20 protein-coding genes, 1 tRNA gene and 7 pseudogenes are annotated in these 20,737 nt (G+C 33.6%); 14 read left to right on the top strand and 14 right to left on the bottom strand.

The window, feature by feature from the left end:
* Window positions 1-15 precede the first annotated feature (15 nt).
* Both MKX45_RS11800 and MKX45_RS11805 read left to right on the top strand, forming a co-directional pair.
* Window positions 16-476, top strand: a pseudogene (locus tag MKX45_RS11800) (transposase); the annotation flags it as partial.
* A 35-nt stretch (window positions 477-511) separates the two neighbouring features.
* Complete coding sequence (locus MKX45_RS11805; RefSeq protein ID WP_340817324.1) at window positions 512-1,102, top strand: hypothetical protein; 591 nt, start codon at window positions 512-514, stop codon at window positions 1,100-1,102.
* Window positions 1,103-1,175: 73 nt separating this feature from the next.
* On the opposite strand, the gene MKX45_RS11810 is transcribed toward MKX45_RS11805, so the two are convergent.
* Window positions 1,176-2,063, bottom strand: a complete 888-nt coding sequence (locus tag MKX45_RS11810; RefSeq protein WP_340817325.1) for a GRP family sugar transporter — start codon at window positions 2,061-2,063, stop codon at window positions 1,176-1,178.
* 146 nt (window positions 2,064-2,209) lie between these two features.
* Between MKX45_RS11810 and MKX45_RS11815 the strand changes: the two are divergent.
* Window positions 2,210-2,496, top strand: a pseudogene (locus MKX45_RS11815) (transposase); the annotation flags it as partial.
* 80 nt (window positions 2,497-2,576) lie between these two features.
* Here MKX45_RS11815 and MKX45_RS11820 read toward each other — a convergent pair.
* The gene (locus MKX45_RS11820) at window positions 2,577-3,257 is read right to left on the bottom strand and encodes an IS6 family transposase (protein ID WP_340817327.1); all 681 of its coding nucleotides are present in this window, start codon (window positions 3,255-3,257) and stop codon (window positions 2,577-2,579) included.
* A gap of 255 nt (window positions 3,258-3,512) precedes the next feature.
* On the opposite strand from MKX45_RS11820, the gene MKX45_RS11825 reads away from it, so the two are divergent.
* From MKX45_RS11825 to MKX45_RS11835, 3 genes are all read left to right on the top strand, one after another.
* Window positions 3,513-4,103, top strand: a complete 591-nt coding sequence (locus tag MKX45_RS11825) for a TetR/AcrR family transcriptional regulator (protein ID WP_340817329.1) — start codon at window positions 3,513-3,515, stop codon at window positions 4,101-4,103.
* Between the two features lie 264 nt (window positions 4,104-4,367).
* On the top strand, window positions 4,368-4,991 hold the full coding sequence (locus MKX45_RS11830; protein ID WP_340817330.1) for a cysteine hydrolase: 624 nt from the start codon (window positions 4,368-4,370) through the stop codon (window positions 4,989-4,991).
* A gap of 137 nt (window positions 4,992-5,128) precedes the next feature.
* Complete coding sequence (locus MKX45_RS11835) at window positions 5,129-6,478, top strand: FAD-dependent oxidoreductase (protein ID WP_259771390.1); 1,350 nt, start codon at window positions 5,129-5,131, stop codon at window positions 6,476-6,478.
* A gap of 359 nt (window positions 6,479-6,837) precedes the next feature.
* Here the strand turns inward: MKX45_RS11835 and MKX45_RS11840 are convergent.
* A protein-coding gene (locus tag MKX45_RS11840; RefSeq protein ID WP_340817332.1) for an IS3-like element ISLla3 family transposase occupies window positions 6,838-8,210 on the bottom strand; the annotation gives its coding sequence in 2 pieces (ribosomal slippage) (window positions 6,838-7,751 and window positions 7,751-8,210; 1,374 coding nt in all).
* Between the two features lie 178 nt (window positions 8,211-8,388).
* Here MKX45_RS11840 and MKX45_RS11850 point away from each other — a divergent pair.
* Window positions 8,389-8,733 (top strand): annotated as a pseudogene (locus MKX45_RS11850) (IS3 family transposase); the annotation flags it as partial.
* Window positions 8,734-8,903: 170 nt separating this feature from the next.
* On the opposite strand, the gene MKX45_RS11855 reads toward MKX45_RS11850, so the two are convergent.
* From MKX45_RS11855 to MKX45_RS11890, 8 genes are all read right to left on the bottom strand, one after another.
* Window positions 8,904-9,455: an Asp23/Gls24 family envelope stress response protein gene (locus tag MKX45_RS11855; RefSeq protein ID WP_075070551.1), complete on the bottom strand. Its 552-nt coding sequence runs from the start codon at window positions 9,453-9,455 to the stop codon at window positions 8,904-8,906.
* Between the two features lie 20 nt (window positions 9,456-9,475).
* Window positions 9,476-9,664, bottom strand: coding sequence for a DUF2273 domain-containing protein (locus MKX45_RS11860; RefSeq protein ID WP_015425997.1), 189 nt, complete (start codon window positions 9,662-9,664; stop codon window positions 9,476-9,478).
* Between the two features lie 9 nt (window positions 9,665-9,673).
* Window positions 9,674-10,234, bottom strand: a complete 561-nt coding sequence (gene amaP / locus MKX45_RS11865) for an alkaline shock response membrane anchor protein AmaP (RefSeq protein WP_340817334.1) — start codon at window positions 10,232-10,234, stop codon at window positions 9,674-9,676.
* A gap of 29 nt (window positions 10,235-10,263) precedes the next feature.
* On the bottom strand, window positions 10,264-10,503 hold the full coding sequence (locus MKX45_RS11870) for a GlsB/YeaQ/YmgE family stress response membrane protein (protein ID WP_011835140.1): 240 nt from the start codon (window positions 10,501-10,503) through the stop codon (window positions 10,264-10,266).
* 514 nt (window positions 10,504-11,017) lie between these two features.
* The gene (locus MKX45_RS11875) at window positions 11,018-11,218 is read right to left on the bottom strand and encodes a cold-shock protein (RefSeq protein WP_011669084.1); all 201 of its coding nucleotides are present in this window, start codon (window positions 11,216-11,218) and stop codon (window positions 11,018-11,020) included.
* Between the two features lie 276 nt (window positions 11,219-11,494).
* Complete coding sequence (locus tag MKX45_RS11880; protein ID WP_003132324.1) at window positions 11,495-11,695, bottom strand: cold-shock protein; 201 nt, start codon at window positions 11,693-11,695, stop codon at window positions 11,495-11,497.
* A gap of 130 nt (window positions 11,696-11,825) precedes the next feature.
* Window positions 11,826-12,026, bottom strand: coding sequence for a hypothetical protein (locus MKX45_RS11885; protein ID WP_011669085.1), 201 nt, complete (start codon window positions 12,024-12,026; stop codon window positions 11,826-11,828).
* A gap of 103 nt (window positions 12,027-12,129) precedes the next feature.
* Window positions 12,130-12,203 (bottom strand) — tRNA-Met (locus MKX45_RS11890).
* An 802-nt stretch (window positions 12,204-13,005) separates the two neighbouring features.
* Between MKX45_RS11890 and MKX45_RS11895 the strand changes: the two genes are divergently transcribed.
* The 5 genes from MKX45_RS11895 to MKX45_RS11915 all read left to right on the top strand — a co-directional run bounded on the left by MKX45_RS11895 (window position 13,006) and on the right by MKX45_RS11915 (window position 16,373).
* Window positions 13,006-13,686 (top strand): IS6 family transposase, encoded by a 681-nt coding sequence (locus tag MKX45_RS11895; protein WP_340817336.1) that lies wholly within the window; start codon window positions 13,006-13,008, stop codon window positions 13,684-13,686.
* Between the two features lie 27 nt (window positions 13,687-13,713).
* Window positions 13,714-13,962 (top strand): hypothetical protein, encoded by a 249-nt coding sequence (locus MKX45_RS11900; protein ID WP_340817338.1) that lies wholly within the window; start codon window positions 13,714-13,716, stop codon window positions 13,960-13,962.
* Window positions 13,959-14,273: a hypothetical protein gene (locus MKX45_RS11905; RefSeq protein WP_340817340.1), complete on the top strand. Its 315-nt coding sequence runs from the start codon at window positions 13,959-13,961 to the stop codon at window positions 14,271-14,273. The genes MKX45_RS11900 and MKX45_RS11905 overlap by 4 nt, the downstream gene beginning before the upstream one ends.
* Before the next feature lie 208 nt (window positions 14,274-14,481).
* Entirely contained in the window at window positions 14,482-14,853 is a 372-nt protein-coding gene (locus MKX45_RS11910) for a plasmid mobilization protein (RefSeq protein WP_340817342.1), read from the top strand.
* Between the two features lie 2 nt (window positions 14,854-14,855).
* A complete protein-coding gene (locus tag MKX45_RS11915; protein ID WP_340817344.1) occupies window positions 14,856-16,373 on the top strand; it encodes a relaxase/mobilization nuclease domain-containing protein in 1,518 nt (505 codons plus the stop codon).
* Between the two features lie 317 nt (window positions 16,374-16,690).
* Here MKX45_RS11915 and MKX45_RS12560 read toward each other — a convergent pair.
* Together MKX45_RS12560 and MKX45_RS11925 are read right to left on the bottom strand one after the other, a co-directional pair.
* A pseudogene (locus tag MKX45_RS12560) lies at window positions 16,691-17,220 on the bottom strand (RepB family protein).
* Window positions 17,213-17,413 (bottom strand): annotated as a pseudogene (locus MKX45_RS11925) (RepB protein); the annotation flags it as partial. The pseudogenes MKX45_RS11925 and MKX45_RS12560, both read right to left, overlap by 8 nt.
* A 73-nt stretch (window positions 17,414-17,486) precedes the next feature.
* On the opposite strand from MKX45_RS11925, the pseudogene MKX45_RS11930 reads away from it, so the two are divergent.
* A pseudogene (locus MKX45_RS11930) lies at window positions 17,487-18,559 on the top strand (IS3 family transposase); the annotation flags it as partial.
* 16 nt (window positions 18,560-18,575) lie between these two features.
* On the opposite strand, the pseudogene MKX45_RS11935 reads toward MKX45_RS11930, so the two are convergent.
* Window positions 18,576-19,411, bottom strand: a pseudogene (locus MKX45_RS11935) (IS982 family transposase).
* A 393-nt stretch (window positions 19,412-19,804) separates the two neighbouring features.
* Between MKX45_RS11935 and MKX45_RS11940 the strand changes: the two are divergent.
* Window positions 19,805-20,146 carry a S24 family peptidase gene (locus tag MKX45_RS11940; RefSeq protein WP_340817347.1) on the top strand — a complete coding sequence of 114 codons (342 nt, stop codon included), beginning with the start codon at window positions 19,805-19,807 and terminating at the stop codon, window positions 20,144-20,146.
* Window positions 20,147-20,737: the final 591 nt, after the last annotated feature.

Below are 20,737 nucleotides of genomic sequence, written 5' to 3' on the forward strand. Positions count from 1 at the left end.
TTGCAACAGAACCGATGTAAATGTCATGCTTTAGTCAGTGAATCAGGCTATGTCATAGACTACACAATTACTCCTGCTTCAATGGCTGATAGTTCAATGACCGAGGAAGTGTTGAGTCAATTTGGGACACCAACAGTCCTTGGAGATATGGGATATCTAGGTCAGTCACTGCATGATAGGCTGGAATTAATAGGCTGGAATTAAAAGGAATTGATCTAATTACACCTGTCAGGAAGAACATGAAGCAAAAGAAAATCCTTTTCCCCTAATTTTTCAAAACGTAGAAAAGTGATTGAGCGAGTTTTTTCTTTTTTGACAAATCTAGGAGCTGAGCGTTGTAAAAGTCGTTCGCCTCAAGGTTTTCAATTGAAATTAGAGATGATACTTTTAGCGTATTCTTTACTGTTAAAATCAGCTAAATCACTGAACCAGAGACTTTAAGATATTCTATCGGGTATCAAGTTATGGCTAAATAATCAACTAGCAATTCGGGTTAACTAATACCAATCAAATGCTTAGTGGTTTTTCTACTTCAAGAACTGGTGTGGATGGCTTGAAAACAGGTTCAACAAGTTTTCAAATTGACTGTTTTGCTGGAACAACAAATCAAAACGGCTTTAGAATCATTACGGTTGTTTTAGAAGCTACAGATCCTGCTGCTGACAACTCAACTCCTTTCACCCTCACAAATCAACTGATGAACTATGTTTATGGTCATTGGCGTACGACCAGTCTTGTGCAAAAAAATCAATCCTTAGATGATTTTAAAGAAATTGCTGTGACTGATGGAAAAGAAAAATCTGTTCAACTCGTTGCTCCACAAAATATCACTCCCGCTGTTCCTTATGCTACAGATGGTAGTGCAGATACAAAATCACTGACAGTCAAATTCAGTAAGAAAAAAACAGCCTCAGTTGAAGCAACTGTGACTAAAAACCAAAAACTTGTCACACTTTCTACTACAGTAAAGGATAGTTTAGGTTATCTTCCAAATTGTACCGCAGAACAAATTCCATTGGTTGCTAAGAAAACTGTCCCCCGTAGTAGCGCTCCAAAGGTTTTTTGGAATCATTTTGTAAATTTCGTTAATGAAAAACTATAAAATTTTACTGACAGAAAACTTGTCAGAAAATTAACTCACAAAAAAAGCCGTCAATTTACTGACAGCTTTTTTATTATCCTTTAGAATTTACAATTGCAAGTAAAATTGCACCTGTTACGAACAGAACAATCCCAATTCCAACATAAACCAATTCTTTTTTGGTTTTCTTTTCACCAAGGAAGAGAATTCCTCCAATAGTTGAAATGATAACACCTAATTGTGAGAATGAAAAGGCAATTACGTTACCAGCAGCGTTTGCAGCCATAAGCATAAAGATATTACCTACACCAAACATTGCTCCATCAATCATATTTTCATAAACATATTTATCCATTTTAATTTTGAAACGACCCATCACAAGTGCTCCAAAGATCATTCCAACTGACATTGGCAAGATAATTGTCAATGCATCAAAATGAACATTGAACCAAAGTACTGCTAAGTTATTAAAAAGAATAACATAGATAACATATCCCAAAGTTGAGTAAGTTAAAGCAGTCAATCCTTTAGTATAATTACGTCCTTCTTCAACAACTGCATTTTCTGGGTCACGTTTAGCTGAGAAATAGAACCCAACTACCAAAACAGCCATCGCAATAAATCCGAGAATAAATTGAATTTGTTTTGTCCATTCGTGGAAAGCAAAAACCCCAATCAAGCCACCAATTACTAATTGACTCCCTGATGAAAGCGGACTTGCTACTGAAACACCCATGTATTTCATTGAATTAAACTGACCAAATTGTCCAATTACCCAAAGCAATCCACCAATAAATCCAATTAAGAAAATTTGCCATGTCAACGTTGGCATGCGGAATAAGAAAACAATAAGTGCAAAAACAAAAGCGCCCAAAGTCATTCCAAGTGTTTGTTGTTTAGCATCACCACCAAATTTATTAGCTACAAATCCGATAGAACCCCAAGCAAACATTGGAACAAGCGCGAGAAGAACTCCTTGCATGTGTATATTTACCTCCTTAAAATAATTTTTTACTTAAAAAAATAAACATATCTCTATATTACTCTTTTTTCGGGAAAAAACAAGAGATTGATGTTATCCTTAAATCTTAGAGTCACTATTGTATAATTTAGACAAAGGACAAAAACATGAAAAAACGCTACTCAAAAGAATTTAAAGAAACCATTATAGCCTTCTATCATTCTGGTCAATCCGTCACCCAGCTGTCTAAAGAGTACGACGTGGCCCCTGCAACAATTTATAAATGGATAGACCTCTACTCTAAATCTAATGAAAGCTCCGTCTCTAAAGCTGATTTTCTAGAATTAAAAAGACAACTGGCTAAAGTTAAGGAAGAACGAGACATCTTAAAAAAAGTGTTGACCATATTCGCCGAGAAAAAGAAGTGAGTGCTGCGGATACAGCTCAAACCATATAAACTTTAGCACTCAATGTCAGACTGGTTCTGTTGCGAATTTTGAAAATCAAACGCACCCTCTCTGAACTCCAAATATCTTAGGCTGTTATTCCCATTAATACCTTGATTTCAGTAGACACCGAAAAGCCGAAGAGCGTTCCATTTCTTCGGTTCTTTTTATATATTCCTCGAAGGGTCTCCATGCCCTTAATCGTGGAAGAGGCTTTACGGAGACTTTGATAAAATTTATTTCGTCGTTTAATAGGTCGATGGTCTTGTTCTATTAAATTGTTAAGATACTTCACCGTTCGGTGCTCTGTCTTAGTATATAAACCCACACTCTGTAACTTTCTAAAGGCGGAGCCAAGAGAAGGTGCTTTATCGGTCACAATTGCTTTCGGCTCACCAAACTGTTTATGGAGTCGTTTTAAGAAAGCATAGGCTGCTTGCGTATCCCGTTTCTTTCGTAACCAGATATCTAAGGTTAAGCCGTCCGCATCAATTGCACGATAAAGATCATGCCAACGTCCCTTAATTTTGATATAGGTTTCGTCCATTTTCCATGAATAGAAGGATTGTCTATTTTTCTTCTTCCAAAGATCATAGAGGACTTTGCTGTACTCTTGCACCCAACGATAAATCGTAGTATGACAAACATTTATTCCACGATCATATAACAATTCCTGAACTTCACGATAGCTTAGATTGTAACGCAGGTAGTAACCAACAGCGACAATAATGACGTCTTTTTGGAATTGTTTGCCTTTAAAATGATTCATTACTCTGTCCTCTCTGTCTTTTTTCTCGATTTTACACTAAAATAGATTTTTTGGAAAACTTTGCAACAGAACCCAAAATGATAAGGTTCAACAACAAAATCATTTTTTATACTAGGACACAGTTAATGATATGTTTTGTACTATTCGGTACAAAATGTTTGTATTTCAAAAAAGAATATGTTAATATAATTGTACCAAGTGGTACAAAACAATGTTGTTAGATACAATCTAATCTAACCATGTGTTTCTAAAAATATGGAGGTGTACAACTTGAGAAATACAAAAGAAAAGATATTGACGGCTACAGAACAGCTTATATATAAAAAAGGTTATACAGGGACTTCTATTAATGATATTTTAGATGAAACTGCGACAGGCAAAGGGCAATTCTATTATTACTTTGATTCAAAAAAAGAAGCTACCCTAGCAGTCATCGATAATCATGTTAAAACTTGGCAAAAACATTTGCTAAATGGAATCCTATCGAGAGATGAAAGTCCACTGGCAAACTTGAAAGAGATGCTGGATTGGATTTACAGTTATCATGTGCAAAAAAAAATATACTACGGCTGTCCTGTAGGTAATCTCGTTGTTGAGCTTTCCGCCCTAGATGAGGATTTTAGAAAACCTCTTGAACAACTATTTTCAGATTTACAAAAAAAAATTGCGGAAAATCTATCAGCTTTAACAGGACTGCTGGTGAAACAAAATCTTCCTGTAGCGCATGCAATTATTGCTCAAATTCAAGGAAGTCTTGTACTCTTGAAAGTAAATCAAGATTTAAATGTTCTGGAATCAAATTTTGATTTATTAAAAACTAGTTTTGAAAAAGTGGGAGAAAAATAATGAAAAAATTGGATATGATAGTTATAGGATCAGGTCCTGACCCGCCTACTGCTGTGATACGACGTAAATCTTTATGTCAGCAGTTTAATCTAAAGAAAAAGTCAAGATTTTGCAAGCCGATGCTATTCGGAGAGAGTATCCCATTGCCGATGTTCAAAAAAGATGGCACAGTTGTCAAACATTCATAGATGTTCTTGGTAAGGGGATACTTAAGCAACTCATTGCAGAATTATCATAAAAATTTTATATTTAAAGGAGAACAAAATGTTTAATAACAAAAATACAGCATTCGTCGTTACAGACCCACAAGTCGAATTCCTCAAACCAAAAGGTGCAGGCTATGGTCTAACAAAAGATATCCTCAAAAAATATCATACCACTGAGAATCTTACAGAACTCTTCAAACATGCTAAAGCAAAAGGCTATAAAATCTTTATTTCACCACATTACTTTTACGACCATGACCAAAACTGGAAATTTGGTGGTCAAGGCGAACAAATGATGTTGAATAATAAAATGTTCCATCGTGAAAACCAGTATCAAGAAACAGTGAAAGGTTCAGGAGCAGACTTCGTGGAGGAACTCAAACCTTACTTGAATGAAAATACTATCATCACAAGCCCCCACAAAATCTTCGGTCCCGAATCAAATGACTTGGCGCTTCAACTCCGTAAAAACGGCATTGATACTGTTATCTTGGCTGGAATGAACGCAAATCTCTGTGTAGATTCACACTTGCGTGAACTTGTAGAATCAGGTTTTCACGTTCACGTTGCAGCTGACGCAACAGGAGCACCTGGTCAAGAAGCCTATGATGCAGCAATAACAAATTTTGGATTTGTTGCAGATCGCACCATGAGTACAGCAAAAGTTCTTGAAGAGCTTTGAAGCAATAGGTAAACAGGCAAATTAAATGAAAATAATATTTGATGAACTAGCTACTGAAAAAATTAAAAGCTTCGGTGCTGTGGTAAATCTATCGTGGATAATAAGTTAGTTCAAAACTAAAATTTGGAGATTTTTAAATGAAAAAAATAGACGTAAAAAATATCGTTGTTGGTTTTGGTAAAGGTGGAAAGACCTTGGCCAAATTTCTTGCTGGAAAAGGAGAAAGTGTTGTCGTTATTGAACAATCAACTCTAATGTATGGTGGGACTTGTATCAACATCGGCTGTATTCCATCAAAATTTTTGATTGTCAACGGTGAAAAAGGTTTGAAATTCACAGAAGCTGCAGAAAAAAAAGCGATGCTTACAGGTAATTTGAATCTAAAAAATTATCACATGATTGCGGATGAAGCAACAGCTGAAGTTATTGATGGCAAAGCAAAATTTGTCTCTGATCACGAAATCGAAGTGATGGATGCTGAAGGTGAAGTCATTGCACAACTAATTGGAGAACGTATCTTTATCAATACTGGCGCGACACCTGTCTTGCCACCAATTCCTGGACTTGTGGACAGTAGAAATGTTGTGACTTCAACTGAATTAATGGATTTGAAGCAGCTTCCTGAACATTTGACGATTATTGGTTCTGGTTATATTGGTCTTGAATTTGCTTCAATGTTTGCAAGTTATGGATCAAAAGTAACAGTTCTTGATATTTTCGATAACTTCCTTCCTCGTGATGATGAAGATATTTCGAAGTTGGTTCGTTCCGACCTTGAATCTAGGGGGATTATCTTTAAGCTTGGCGTGAAGATTGATGCTATTACTGACAATAGCGTTGAAATAATAAATAAAGAAGGCAAAAAAGTTTCAATCTTATCAGATAAAATTTTGGTTGCAACAGGTCGCAAACCCAATACTGATGGACTTGGACTTGAAAACACTAATATTCAACTTGGTCAACGTGGAGAAATTGTGGTCAACGATAAACTTGAAACCACTGTTCAAAATGTATGGGCACTTGGGGATGTGCATGGCGGTTTACAATTTACTTACACTTCCCTTGATGATTTCCGTATTGTAAGTAATAACCTTTATGGAGATGGTAAGCGGAGTCTGTCTGACCGCAAAAATGTACCAACCTCTGTGTTTATCACACCTGCCTTGTCTAAAGTTGGCCTTAATGAAAAAGATGCTAAAGCAGCGGGCATCGATTACCGTCTCTTCAAACTTTCTGCGACAGCCATTCCAAAATCAGCTGTATTGAATCAGTCTAAAGGCTTACTCAAAGCTTTGGTTGATCCAGAGACAGACAAAATTCTTGGTATTACAATTTACGCAGAAGAATCTTATGAAACAATTAATCTCATAAGTCTTGCAATTGAAGTAGGCTTGCCTTACACATTATTGCGTGACAAAATTTACACTCATCCAACCATGACTGAAGCATTAAATGATTTGTTTGCCGCTAAAAATGAAGTAAAATAAAATAGTCACATTTGATGGAAATCGAGTATGAGTTACTGACATACTACCAATAACTTTTTATATCTTGATAATTAAAACGAAAGTTTTTAATAGTTATTTTAAGTCAATTTAATGAATTGTCCGATTAGCCTTGAAAAGTTGAGAAATATGAGAAGATTAGAGTGTTTATCTTTCTTAATTAAACGAGATGACAAAAAAACGAAGTTGTGATAAAATAAGGGTAGAGAAAAAGGAGTTGCGCTAACAAGTCCTAGTGTAGCCGATTAAAAGTCGGTGGCAGTATAATGTTCTAAGAACCGTTAACTGATGTGTACCCCAAAAGTTAGACTTTTTATCCAAGCAGAAATACTTGGATTTTTTTAATTGTTTTGGTAATTCAAGCGAAATTGAATTGGACTCATCCAGTTCAATTTTTGTTTGATTCGTTTTGTATTATAGTACCTAATCCAGATCACAATAACCTGTTCAAGTTCTTCGAAAGACGAGAAGATATGTCCGTAGTAAATTTCTTGTTTAAGTAGCCCAAAGAAATTCTCCATAACTGAATTATCATGACAGTTTCCTTTACGGCTCATAGACTGAAAAATTCTATGAGATTTTAATTTAGAAACATAGTCTCTCATTTGGTATCCCCATCCTTGATCTGAGTGGAAAGTACGTCGATAAGGACAATCAGATGTCACAGCTAAGGCTTGATTTAGAGCAATATCAATGGATTGATAAGAGGGTTGTTTAGAGATATGATAACTAATCACCTCGCTATTAAATAAATCAATGTAAGGATTGAGATAACACTTTTTCTGAATTCCATCTTCATAATATTTGAATTCTGTCGTATCTGTTGTGATTTTTTGATGAGGAATGGAAGTTCTGAATCGTCTGTGTAATTTATTTTTAGCTACCGTCCCTACTTTTCCTTTATATGAATAATATTTACGTGATTTGTGCCAATAAGACGTCACACAAAGCCCTAGTTTCTTCATTAAGCGCTGTACCTTCTTGTGGTTGACGTGATAGCCACGTTGCTTAAGTAATTCACTCATTGGACGATAACCTGCATTGGCATGTTCTTGACGTATTTTAAGCATTTCTTTTTCGATAAGCTCATCTTTGTTTACCCGTTCAAAACAGTTAACCCAATAATAATAAGTGGCTTTAGGGAATCCTGTAACTTTCAAGATTTCTTTGAGTTTGAAGGTTTTACGGAGACTGTAGATGAGTCTTGATTTTTGTTCATTAGAGCATTTTTCTCCAATCTCCGAAGTCCTTTTAAATAAGCTACCTCAATTTGCGCATAACGTAATTCTTGTTCAAGTTCTTTAATTCGTTGAGAATCATTTGGTTTCTGAGTCATAGACGATGCAATGCTTTCTAGTTTTTTACGACGTCCTCTCTTTTTGCTTATTGGGACTTCTCCATAAATTTTGAAATGATTAACCCAGCTTGCAAGTAAGGTAAAATTAGTAATTTCGAATTTTCTTGCCACAGCTTCATACGTTAAATCAGTTGTTAAATAACATTGTACCGCATTTTCTTTCAACTCCATAGAATAATTTTTATTGACTTTGGAGTGAGCTGTAGGAAGTCCCTCTGCTCGATAATTGCGAATCCAGTGTCTAACCTGACTAGATGAACCTACGTTGTGCAGTTTAGCAAGATAGGTAGAGCCTCCCTTGCCAGATAAATAATCTTGAATAACGCGTTGTTTTAATTCTATGGAATATTTGACCATAAGAAAAGACCTCCGAAATATAGATTTGAAAAGTCTATATTTTGGGGGTCACTACAGAAATGGAACACTCTTCGGCTTTTCAGTTTCTACTGAAATCAAAATATTAATGGGAATACCTGCTTAGATTGACGGTTGGTCAGAGATAGTGTTTTTGAGTTTCAGACTTTGCAACAGAACCCAAAGAACTTTAAATAAGGCCATTAAATCACAAGACTATCCAGAAGCTGTTATTCTTCATTCTGACCAAGGAAGCCAGTATACGAGTCTAGAGTATGAAGAGTTGCTTAAGTATTATGGGATGACTCACTCTTTCAGTCGAAGGGGATACCCTTATCATAATGCCAGTCTTGAATCTTGGCATGGACATTTAAAAAGAGAGTGGGTGTATCAATTTAAATATAAGAACTTTGAAGAAGCCTATCAGAGTATTTTCTGGTACATCGAAGCCTTTTATAATTCAAAACGAATCCATCAAAGTTTAGGGTATCTTACACCTAATCAATTTGAAAAGGTAAGTGCTTAAAATAAATAGATTAAAATTCTACGTTTGTTACTCTAAAAACTTGACTTAACGTCATCCTTAGACTTATTTGACTCGGTGCTTCTATCTAAATAAAAAACTATATAAATGAACTCACTTACTAAAAAAGCCTCATAATAGAGGCATTTATTTCTCACGATTTATCTAGAAATTTATTTAACTCTAGCTTCTTTGTCTGTATTGTCTTCTACTTTGTCTTTTACTTTATCAACTTGTTCAGAGGTGAATTTCCCAGTTGTTTGAGCCGCGCTAGTCACTCGATCTTGAATACTTACATCATCTTCTTTTTGTTGCTCTTTCGTTTTAATATCTGTGACTGTTACGTTAACTTCAACAACTTCCAATTCTGTCATTGCCGCAACCTCTTTACGAATGACTTCTTTAATTTTTTCATAAATATCAGGCACATTCTTACGATATTCTGTAACTACTTTCAAGTCTACTGCAACTTGTGTTTTCCCAACTTCTACGTCAACACCTGTTGTAACATCATCAGTATTAATAAGTTTTCCTGTTAAGTTTGAGAAGAACCCACCTTCTACAGAAAGAAGTCCATCTACTGATTCTAATGCTAGACCTACAATCTTTTGCACAACTTTATCTTCATAAGTCAAAGATCCTTTAATATCTGGTTTGGTTTCCTTTGTTTTAGGAGTTTCTTTTTCTGCCATTGTTCCAAATGCTTTCATGTTTTCTTGTACCATAATTTTCTCCTTTTATAATGTTATTTACGATTTATAAATTGATCAATGATTCCTGATTTTTTTAAAAATAGACCAATATAAATTCCTAATCCAATTAAAAATAAAACCAAAATCATTTTCCAAAATCCAATAGTGAAGATACACACAGCAATGAGTGCACCTACGATTCCCCCTATAATCGGGTATCGATTTTTTTCGAAATAATCCATTGATCCCTCCTACATAACACGTTGGCGTTTATGGTTATCATCTTTACTTAATGTATTGACTTTTACTTTAATTTTAACCGTATGTTCCAATCCAAAGAAACTTTTTAACCCTTCAATGATTTCCTGTTCCAGAACTTGAGCTTTTTGTGCCACTTCAACTCGAGGAATAATCTCACCTTTTATATCAATTTTTATCTTATTTTTAAAAAGTGAAACAGCGATTTTTGAGTTTTTAAGGTAATCATTTTCTTTTACTTTTTCACCTACAAATCCTTCAATGGCCGACTTCTTCAAAGTTAAAACTCCATTATTTGAAGTGAGTTGTACATCCATATAGGTTCGAGGATAAAAAAGGATTACAATCAAGGCGATAATTAATATGACTATTAAAACGATGTTCCCCCAAAACAAATAGTCTGTCATATATTTACCTATGAAGGGAATGTTACTAGAGGTTGTTCTTATCCAATCATATTCCATGAAATTATAATAATCCCACGTCATTGGTAGAACAAGCGTAAGTAAAAGGAGATCAAGGATAATGAGTATTATTTTCTTTCCAGTTGCCAAAACTCCTCCTTTCTAGATCCTAAGATCTATTAATTCATTTTAGATAGGACGAAAGATACAACAGCAACCACAATCACTGCACCAACAATGGATGGTATTAACGCCATGCCAGCAAGCGAAGGTCCCCAAGTTCCAAGTAAGGCTTGACCTACAAAAGATCCAACTAACCCCGCTAAGATATTAGCAATCCATCCCATTGAACTTCCCTTTTTTGTAATCGCACCAGCGATTAATCCGATTAATGCACCAACAATTAATGACCAAATCATAAGCCACCTCTTTCTAAAGATTATAATATTTTTCTTACTTTAATTTAGCACTTTTAGAACGCGTATTCAAGAGATGTGATTCATTTTTTTAATTTACTCACCCAATAATTATAGCACTTCAAATAACTAAGAAAATAAAAAAAGCCAGCATTTGCTGGCACTTATGTTTAAGGTACTCCATTAAACACATCTCTCTATTTTTGACCTTAAGACTATCTATACGGTATTATTAATTTGTATGTTTTAAATATTAACTTCTTAATCTATGAACATGCACCAAAAACTGCTTATCATTATGTGCTGTGATAGGTGGTTTTTTATATAAATCTTTTAAATATTAATTTTAATTAATAAACATTAAAAAAACCACTCTATATTAAAGTGCCCCTAATTTATGAATGGGAAGTGTGAGTTTCCTCTTGCTGGCTAAGTATATCATACTCTCTCATAATTGCAACTGAATATAAAAAAACTGAAGTCATGACTCCAGCTTTTGCACGATTTTCAGATACAATTATGCTTTTGTGATATTAACTGCTTGAGGTCCACGTTGACCTTCTTCAACATCAAATTCAACTTTTTGACCTTCATCAAGTGTTTTGAATCCATCAGATTGGATTGCTGAGAAGTGAGCGAACAAATCTTTACCTTCTTCTGAAGTGATAAAGCCAAACCCTTTATCTGCGTTAAACCATTTTACTGTTCCATTTGCCATAATATTTATTTCCTTTCGACAAAATTGTAAATCTCATTTTGCGAAAAGTGAATCTATAAAACATTTTACTCATGACAAAATTTACTTCTTCATAATAACACTAATTATAGTCAATGTCAAACTACTCTCCATTAATAAAATCCATGTCGTAGTGACATGGATTTTATGAACTGTAGGGAAAGCAACTAATCTTTCCCTCACTCAGTATAACATTTTAATTCATTTTTGCAATAGCAATAAATAAAAAAGCAAAGGACACCCCATGCTTTAACTCATTTATCTTTTATGTACGTTTGAAGCATAACGACCACGAGACGTCATTTTGATATCAAAAGTAACCTTTTGACCTTCATCGTATTTTTTAAAATCATTTCCTTGAATAGACAAGAGGTAAGCAAACACATCTTGCATATCATCTGCCATAATAAAACCATAGCCTTTATCAGCGTTAAACCAATTTATTGTTCCTTTATTCATATAATACATCCTTTCGCATCATCTGTAAATCCTATTTTGCGAAAAAGTGCATTCCTAAAACATTTAAACTCGAGACAAAACCTACCTCTTAATAGTAACACCTATTCTTACCAAAGTCAAATTGGTCTATTTAAAACTTATTGATTTTCTTGTGATTCCCCAGATTTTCATGAGGATTTGCTTTAGCAAGTGTCAGGGTTTCTCTATCAACCACCCTGACATCATGGTTTTCTAATTCAACAATTAGTGCATACTTATAGAGATTAATATCTCCAGAAACGACTGTTGCTTGTTCCCCATTAGATAATGTAATTTTATCTCCTGTTTTCATTTTTCACTTCCATTCTAGGCGCTGCCTATTTCACGAAAAAATTTTTACTTAAGGGTGAGTTTTTTATAAGAAAAAATAAGGGCTCCCTAAAGCCCTTAAAATATTGCGGGAATAGGATTTGAACCTATGACCTTCGGGTTATGAGCCCGACGAGCTACCTAACTGCTCCATCCCACTTCGCAAGTGTAACACTAATATCAGTTAAAGTCAATTTAACATTAGGATTCATAAATTATTAAAAAAATGTGTTACCTTATCCGAACATTAAGTTATTTCTTACATTAGTAAAGCTATCACTAGATATATCACTAAAATACTTACTACAAACCCAAAAAACAGTAGGCCTATGATCGCCTTTTTTTCTTTATTTTTATTCGTTAGATGCTCCTTACTTTTATTATTAAACTGATTTTTGTTTATAGTTACACATTATTTAAAAAAGCTACCCCCATTTGAGTAGCTAATGATGAAGGTGTGGTGCTTTCGCTAAACCACCCATGAGCTAAGTATATCACTTTAATTCGAAATTACAATATCAACGAAAAAAATAGAAACCAATTTTGGCTTCTATTCCACAACAGAGACTGTAATCTCATAAAATTAAGTATAGCACCTTGTTAAGATCAATACTGATTATTAGTTTATAAAGAGAAAAACATATAGCTTAAAAGCACCAAACAAACTTAACATAATAAAAAGTCATTAATTCAATTCTTAATGACTCTTTAATTTATTTTTTGTTCAAATCTTCCAAAATAATATGCTTAGTTCCTTAACTTTATAAACTCAAAAATTCAATGAGATTAAATCGTAGCTATGATTTTATACCATAATTGCCCCAAATTTGTCCCATTTTATTTTTCAATTTAAGAGGTTTTCTATGAAACAGGTTTATAAAGGCTTATAGGTTCTGTTGCAAAGTTTTTCAAAAAATCTATTTTAGTGTAAAATTGAGAAAAAAGACAGAGAGGACAGAGTAATGAATCATTTTAGAGGCAAACAATTCAAAAAAGACGTCATTATTGTCGCTGTTGGTTACTACCTGCGTTACAATCTAAGCTATCGTGAAGTTCAGAAATTGTTATATGATCGTGGAATAAATGTTTGTCATACGACGATTTATCGTTGGGTGCAAGAGTACAGCAAAGTCCTCTATGATTTTTTGAAGAAGAAAAATAGACAATCCTTCTATTCATGGAAAATGGACGAAACCTATATCAAAATTAAGGGACGTTGGCATGATCTTTATCGTGCAATTGATGCGGACGGCTTAACCTTAGATATCTGGTTACGAAAGAAACGGGATACGCAAGCAGCCTATGCTTTCTTAAAACGACTCCATAAACAGTTTGGTGAGCCGAAAGCAATTGTGACCGATAAAGCACCTTCTCTTGGCTCCGCCTTTAGAAAGTTACAGAGTGTGGGTTTATATACTAAGACAGAGCACCGAACGGTGAAGTATCTTAACAATTTAATAGAACAAGACCATCGACCTATTAAACGATGGAATAAATTTTATCAAAGTCTCCGTACAGCCTCTTCCACGATTAAGGGCATGGAGACCCTTCGAGGAATATATAAAAAGAACCGAAGAAATGGAACGCTCTTCGGCTTTTCGGTGTCTACTGAAATCAAGGTATTAATGGGAATAACAGCCTAAGATATTTGGAGTTTAGAGAGGGCGCGTTTGATTTTCAAACTTCGCAACAGAACCGAAAATGTGTTGAAAAATGTTCAAGCAACCGCAAAAGAATTAATTGAAAAAATTGATATTGAATTAGAAAAATATGTTGCTCCTGTACCGAAAAAATCAATGACAATGAAAGAAAGAATTGATAAGGCAAAAACAAAGTGTTCTGAAAAAAAACCACAAGAAACTGAACTAAAAAATGATAAACTTTCAAACAATAAAATCAAAGGAGAAAATGAATTATGATTAACTATCAAGGCGGAGATTTTTCAGAAACTGAATTTTATGGACGTGAAATTTTAGAAGCCATTCAACTGACAAATAAATTTCCAACTCCAAAAAAAGTATTGATAGATATGTTAGAAGAAATGATACATGAACAATTAGATTTAATTGATAAAGAAGAATTAAATCATTACATTCACGCAAAAAAATATGTTCAAACTTTGACCGAAGAGGAAGTTAAAAATTTATGTTTTGAAGTCAAAGATTTATACGAAGATGTCTTAAAAGAATTTGAAATTAATTTTCCAAAAAATATAACTCATGATAATTAATTTTAAAAAAAGGGGGATTGGGGGACACCACCAAAAATAAAAATATTCGTCTGAAACGAACAAAAATAAAATTGGAAAATTTTAGCTTTTGTGAGTGAAAGATGAATACTTTTTACTGTACTTGGGTACCCAAGTGCTAAGTTCACTAAAGACACTAACCCCCTATTTTGAGCTTTTAGAGTTGACAGATATTTGTGAGGTTGACAAGATGAAAATAATTGAAAATCGTGAGAGAAGTATCCAAAAAAAATTTCGTGTAAATGAAAAAGAGAACGAAAGAATTAAATTGATGATGAGAAAAACTGGCATCACTAATTTTTCTATTTTTGCTAGACGAGCCTGTTGCAATAAAGAGATTTTTTCTATTGATTTTTCAGAATATAAAAATATTATTTCTGAAATTTCTGCGACAAAATCTGAGCTTAAACGTATCGGAAATAATATCAATCAAATGGCTAAACATTTAAACGAAAATAAAAATAATCAGACAAAAGAATTGATATCTGATTATCAAAATCAATTAGAAAATTTGGAAGAAAAAATTCAAAATGTGGTTCATTTTATTTCAGAGGGGGAGTAAAAATGACAGTGATTTATATGCCAAAACAATCGAACGGAACGGTTCATTCTTCAAAAGATTTAAACCAACTCATTGATTATGTGATGAACCCTGAAAAAACAAATGACTTTGAATATGTTTCCGGTCAAAACATTTTAGATATTCACTCAACCTGTGATGAAATGTTAGCGACACGAACAATGGCAAACACTTTAAAAAACAAGCCACAAAAAAATGAAATTTACGGTTATCATTTTGTACAGTCTTTTTCGCCTGATGATAATTTAACTCCTGCACAAGTCCATGAAATTGGTTGTAAAACCATGAAAGAATATCTCGGTAATTCTGCTGAATTTATTATTGCTACGCATACCGATAAACCACACCTCCATAATCATATTGTCCTTAATGCAACTAACCCTTTGACTTTAAATAAATTTCATCAAAATAAAAATGATTTGGAAACTTTAAAAGAAATTTCTGATAACATTTCTAAAGAATATGGCTGTAAAATTATTGTCCGTCCTGAACAAAAACTAGGGAATTCTCACAAAAATTATTTGGTCTATCTTGCTAAAAATTCTTACCGAAAAGAGATTAAAAACAAACTTGAATTTTTGATGAACCATTCTCATACGTGGGAAGATTTTAAAGAAAAAGCAAGTGCCTTAAATTTAAAAGTGGACGATACTAAAAAATATACCACTTATCTTTTAGAGGGAAGCGAGCAAACCAAAAAAATTAGAGATAGAAGTTTAAAAAATGATAAATTTTTAAAAGAAAATCTCAAAGAACGAATAGAAAAAAATACCATTGGTTATTCCGTTGAGGAAGTCGTGAAACTTTGGAAAGACAAAGAAAGTATCCAAGAAAAAAATCAAGAAAAAGAAATTGAAATGTTACTTGAACATTGGCAAGTAATAAAAGAAACTGAAAAAGATTTAGTTGTAACCATTGATACTGCATTTGATAATGAAGCAACGATTAAGATACCTGCACGCTGTGTTGATAAATTAGAAAACGGACAATATAAAATATTTATTAAAAAGGGCGACCGCTTTTCGTATATTGATATAAGAAGTCCGGCAAACCATAAAATCATGGTTGGGGCAACCGTTGCTAAAAATTTACAAAGACAAAGTGGCAATGTCCCTCTTTATTCTGACAATGTTAATATCAAACTCAAACAAGTTTTTCATGAGTTCGATTTCTTAATCAGTCAAGGGCTTGGTTTTGATAGGAGTTTTGAAACCATAGGAGAAGAGTTAGAAGCCACCTATCAAGAAACACAACATCAATTAGACAAGCTAGACACAAAGATTTTAGAATACGTGGAAACAACAAAAACCTTGCCTTATGAAGATACCTCTATCAGAGATACCATTAAAAACTTAACAAAAGAACGTGATGATTTGCGAGATACTTTATATAAAGTCGATAAAAACATTCAATACTATCAAAAATCAGAACAACGTTTAGAAGCCTATCAAAAAAATCAAAGTCCAAAACACAAAGCACGTGATGATGATTTTGAAATTTAGTCCGTTGAAAAATCTGATGAGTAAACAATAAAAAAATCGGATCTGAAATTTTTGGTCTTTAAAATTTAAGACCGGACTTTTTTATTTGAGTTTTGAAAAAACTCTATTTTTTACAAAGTAAAAAATAATGTTCCTGTCGTTGAGCAAACCAACGAAAAAGCACTAAAGAAAGTGAAAAATAGATATTTCACTCCCTTCAATGCTTGAATCGTCCTATAAGCTCATATTTTGTCTTTTAAGCCCTTTTAAATGGTTTTGAGTAGAATTATGCCACTTGAATAATAAAAAGCCTACAATCTCATTTTATAGGCTTTTTGTCATTTCCAAAATTGATACCACTTTTTAGGAGTTGTCAATTCTGCTTTTAATTTTTCTCGTTCCTCTTGTGAATGTATCTTTTGTTTGTTTAATTCCTCCTGTAAGGCTCGTATTTCAAATTTAAGAGCTTTAACTTCTTCTTTTGGTTGACTATTCGCCTGTTCCTCTTTTGTGTCCTCTGTGGGCATTTTAAGGGATTTTAAGTCATTGATTTCTGACTTGTATTCTTCTAGCAATTTTTTATCCTGCAAAGCTAACCGTTGTTGCTGGTCTAAAAGATTGCTTAACTTTTCTATATGAGAATGGGCTTTATAAAGTTCTGTTCTAAGAATACTGACAGTTCGTTCTGTAGTTGTGTTTCGTTCTTAAAATACCGTCTGATAAGACTTACTGAATTGTCCTCTAACACAATTTTATTTTTTATTTTTTGAGTTGGGATTGAATTTTTGTTTATTATTCTTGAAATTCTAGTTTTATTAGTGCCTAATTCGTCAGCCAGCTCTTTTATGGTTTTTACATTCTTACTCATGGTCTAATTCCTGCCTTTTAACCGTAGGTAGATATTGCTCAATTGCTTTTTTCAGATACTTCGCTACATTGCGTTTAGAATAGGCTTCTTGTTTGCTAGATACATAAGACAAGTGGTCTTTAACCCCATTCAATCCTCTTAATTCTTTTAACTCGTCATAAAGCGGATAGACGTTCTTTTGCAAACCTTGGAGCTATACTATAAAAGTGGACAGAAAATTGTGTGTTATAATCTGTCTATTAAGACACAAAAATGAAAGGACTTTTATGTCAGGTTTTAAACGTTACGACGAGGATTTCAAACAATCGCTCGTTAATCTCTATCAAACTGGTAAAACACAAACTGAACTCTGTAAAGATTATGGGGTATCTTCTTCTGCACTTGCAAAATGGATTAAGCAGTACTCTCAAGTGCGTCTTGAAGATAATACGGTGTTGACTGCTAAACAGATTCAAGAATTACAAAAAAGGAATGCCCAATTAGAGGAAGAAAATCTGATCTTAAAAAAAGCGAGTGCCATATTCATGCAAAACTCCAAGTAAGATTGAAAGCCATCTATAGACTCCGATTTGAACACACGACAGTTATGCTCTGTCGTGTTTTACATGTCAATCGTTCCACCTACTATAACTTCATAAACAAGAGGCCTTCGAAGCGTGAAGTAGAAAATCAACGCTTGAGAAAATTACTCCTTGAGATTTATATGAAAGCCAAGAAAAGAATTGGAACGAGAGCTTTTAAAATCATTCTTCTGCGTGATTATGGCGTTAATATTTCTGAAGGCCGTATCTTAAGACTTCTCAAGTCTATGACACTCCCTAAAATGTCAACCATCAAACCTCGTTTTAAATCAAATAAATCTCCTGTATTTTCTTCTGATAATCTGCTTAAACAAGAATTTAACCCGAATTCCCCAAATCAAGTTTGGACAATAGATTTGACTTATATCTCTATAGGAGCTAAGCGACATATTTATCTCTGTGCTACTCTTGACCTCTACTCAAGGAAATGTATTGCGTGGAAAGTAAGTGATAGGATTGATGCCAAACTCGCCTGTGACACCTTAGAAATAGCTATAAATAAGAGGAAGCCTAAGGAACCAATTATCTTTCATTCGGATCAAGGAAGCCAATTTAAATCAGCTTCCTTTAGAAAGTTATTAGATGAGCATCAATTGCTTGCTTCTTACTCCAAGCCTGAATATCCCTATGATAATGCCGTCACTGAAGTCTTTTTCAAGTATCTTAAACCACGAGAAATTAATCGCAGAACTTATCACTCCATTCAAGAAGTTCAACTCTCTTGCTTTGAATACATCGAACAATTTTATAACAATTACCCGAATTGCTAGTTGATTATTTAGACATGACTTGATACCTGATAGAATATCTTAAAGTCTCTGGTTCCAGTGATTTAGCTGATTTTAACAGTAAAGAATACGCTAAAAGTATCCTCTCTAATTTAAATTGAAAACCTTGAGGCGAACGACTTTTACAACGCTTAGCTCCTAGATTTGTCAAAAAAGAAAAAAATCGCTCAATCACTTTTCTACGTTTTGAAAAATTAGGGAAAAGGATTTTCTTTTGCTTCATGTCAGGTGTAATAAGTTCAATTTCCTTGAGTTCCAGCCTATCATGCAGTGACTGACCTAAATATCCCATATCTCCAAGGACTGTTGGTGTCCCAAATTGACTCAACACTTCCTCGGTCATTGAACTATCAGCCATTGAAGCAGGAGTAATTGTGTAGTCTATGACATAGCCTGATTCACTGACTAAAGCATGACATTTGCATAATCTCCAAGAACTTTGCTTCTGAAATTACGAATAGGCTGACACAAAGGAATGGGGAAGCTGTCAATAATGGATACACTAATTCCTTCAACCTCTTTAAAGACGAGTGCTTGGCGAATGACTTGGATACTCGGTAAGAGGGCATTACAACGGCGGACAAAGCGAGAATATTCTAGGAAATTAGGAAATAAACTTTGAGCCAATTGGTGCTTAGCTTTAAGTGTTTCACTAAAATGCAGTACGCCCCATAGGTAACAAGCGATAACTAAGCAATCTGATGTTGCGAGATGGACGTTCTTTCGGTTTTGAACCTCAAGGGGAACACTCGTTTGATAAATCGCTTCAATGCTTGTCAGTAAATAAACAAAAACTTTTGTAAGTGTGCTATTATAAGTCATATAAGTCGTGCGCTTCTAATGCTTAATGGTTTAAGATTAGGATAGCACGACTTATTTATTTTCCAATGAAATTAACTAGCAATTCGGGTAACAATTATAATCCTCATTCCGACAACAATGGTTTAACTCCAAATTAGAAAGAAGAAAATTATTTTAAGAAAATATAGCTCATTTTGTGTCTAAATATTTGACATTGGTCCAGAAACCCTAAAGATGAAAATTTGAGACAATTAGCTGATGCACTAAATGTTTCATTTGAATATTTAACAGATACAGAAATTTTGCCAATTTATCAAGAACTCAGATGATAAACAACAAACAATTAATTATGCTGAGGATAAATTAAAAAGCCAAAAGTAACAAGAAAACATAATTCATTTTAGAAATTCTTTAATCCCATATAAGCAAGCGACTGAGCAAGCATTATCTGCAGGTTTAGGTGAAGGTTATACTGATAATATTGAAACATGTACTGTGTATTGGGATAAACAGGTTAATTATGATATAGGCATCCCAATTAAAGGGGACTCAATGGAACCAAAATTTCATTATGGTCAAACTGCGCTTATAAAATATCAAAGTTCTCCTGATTATGATGGTCAAGTTTGTGCATTAGATAATGTTTATATGGGAAATGCTTTTATAAAATGTGTCACTATAGAGGAAAATGGACTTCTTCTACAGTCTTTAAATATAGAAGAGGATCAAAACGGAGAAAAAAATTTCCAGATATAAAATTATATTGGGATGATAACCCAAGGATTATTGGGAAAGTAGTTGCTGCATTTACTCCAATTGAAATAGATTTTTTATTTTTTTCTGAAAATTCGTTAGTTATTTTATTATAGAACAAGAATTATAGTTATATATATAAAGTTATAGTTACAGTTACAATTAAGGGGCTATTTTAAGGCTTAACCATACGGTTTATAGCTATTAATATCGTAAAAATGTTGTACTGAGGAGTAAAAATGTTGTACTGGGGAGTAAAAATGTTGTACTGGGGAGTAAAAATGTTGTACATATGTCGTAAAAATTGCGTATTAGGGAGTAAAAATTGTGTACCTATGACGTAAAAATGTTGTATATAACCGTAAAAATGTTGCTTGTGACGTAAAAATGTTGCTGTAAATCGTAAAAATGTTGTATTATTACTAGACAAGAATAAAAAAATAGTATATATTAATAAAAACAAAGGTTATGACGTAAAAATGTTGTATTTTATATAAGTTTTTCTATCTTTCTTTTATAAAGTGAACGAAAAATACACAATTTTTACGATTAAATCAGATATTATTTTATCTTGATACTGAAAGAGGGGTTAAA

The organism is Lactococcus sp. FSL W8-0209 (assembly GCF_038006585.1).
GTDB classification, from domain to species: domain Bacteria; phylum Bacillota; class Bacilli; order Lactobacillales; family Streptococcaceae; genus Lactococcus; species Lactococcus lactis.

Bases quoted from the DNA above. Each gene is read 5' to 3' on its own strand.
- MKX45_RS11805 (WP_340817324.1), top strand. From the start codon at position 512: ATGCTTAGTGGTTTTTCTACTTCAAGAACTGGTGTGGATGGCTTGAAA.
- MKX45_RS11810 (WP_340817325.1), bottom strand. From the start codon at position 2,063: ATGCAAGGAGTTCTTCTCGCGCTTGTTCCAATGTTTGCTTGGGGTTCT.
- MKX45_RS11820 (WP_340817327.1), bottom strand. From the start codon at position 3,257: ATGAATCATTTTAAAGGCAAACAATTCCAAAAAGACGTCATTATTGTC.
- MKX45_RS11825 (WP_340817329.1), top strand. From the start codon at position 3,513: ATGGAGGTGTACAACTTGAGAAATACAAAAGAAAAGATATTGACGGCT.
- MKX45_RS11830 (WP_340817330.1), top strand. From the start codon at position 4,368: ATGTTTAATAACAAAAATACAGCATTCGTCGTTACAGACCCACAAGTC.
- MKX45_RS11835 (WP_259771390.1), top strand. From the start codon at position 5,129: ATGAAAAAAATAGACGTAAAAAATATCGTTGTTGGTTTTGGTAAAGGT.
- MKX45_RS11855 (WP_075070551.1), bottom strand. From the start codon at position 9,455: ATGGTACAAGAAAACATGAAAGCATTTGGAACAATGGCAGAAAAAGAA.
- MKX45_RS11860 (WP_015425997.1), bottom strand. From the start codon at position 9,664: ATGGATTATTTCGAAAAAAATCGATACCCGATTATAGGGGGAATCGTA.
- MKX45_RS11870 (WP_011835140.1), bottom strand. From the start codon at position 10,503: ATGATTTGGTCATTAATTGTTGGTGCATTAATCGGATTAATCGCTGGT.
- MKX45_RS11875 (WP_011669084.1), bottom strand. From the start codon at position 11,218: ATGGCAAATGGAACAGTAAAATGGTTTAACGCAGATAAAGGGTTTGGC.
- MKX45_RS11880 (WP_003132324.1), bottom strand. From the start codon at position 11,695: ATGAATAAAGGAACAATAAATTGGTTTAACGCTGATAAAGGCTATGGT.
- MKX45_RS11885 (WP_011669085.1), bottom strand. From the start codon at position 12,026: ATGAAAACAGGAGATAAAATTACATTATCTAATGGGGAACAAGCAACA.
- MKX45_RS11895 (WP_340817336.1), top strand. From the start codon at position 13,006: ATGAATCATTTTAGAGGCAAACAATTCAAAAAAGACGTCATTATTGTC.
- MKX45_RS11905 (WP_340817340.1), top strand. From the start codon at position 13,959: ATGATTAACTATCAAGGCGGAGATTTTTCAGAAACTGAATTTTATGGA.
- MKX45_RS11910 (WP_340817342.1), top strand. From the start codon at position 14,482: ATGAAAATAATTGAAAATCGTGAGAGAAGTATCCAAAAAAAATTTCGT.
- MKX45_RS11915 (WP_340817344.1), top strand. From the start codon at position 14,856: ATGACAGTGATTTATATGCCAAAACAATCGAACGGAACGGTTCATTCT.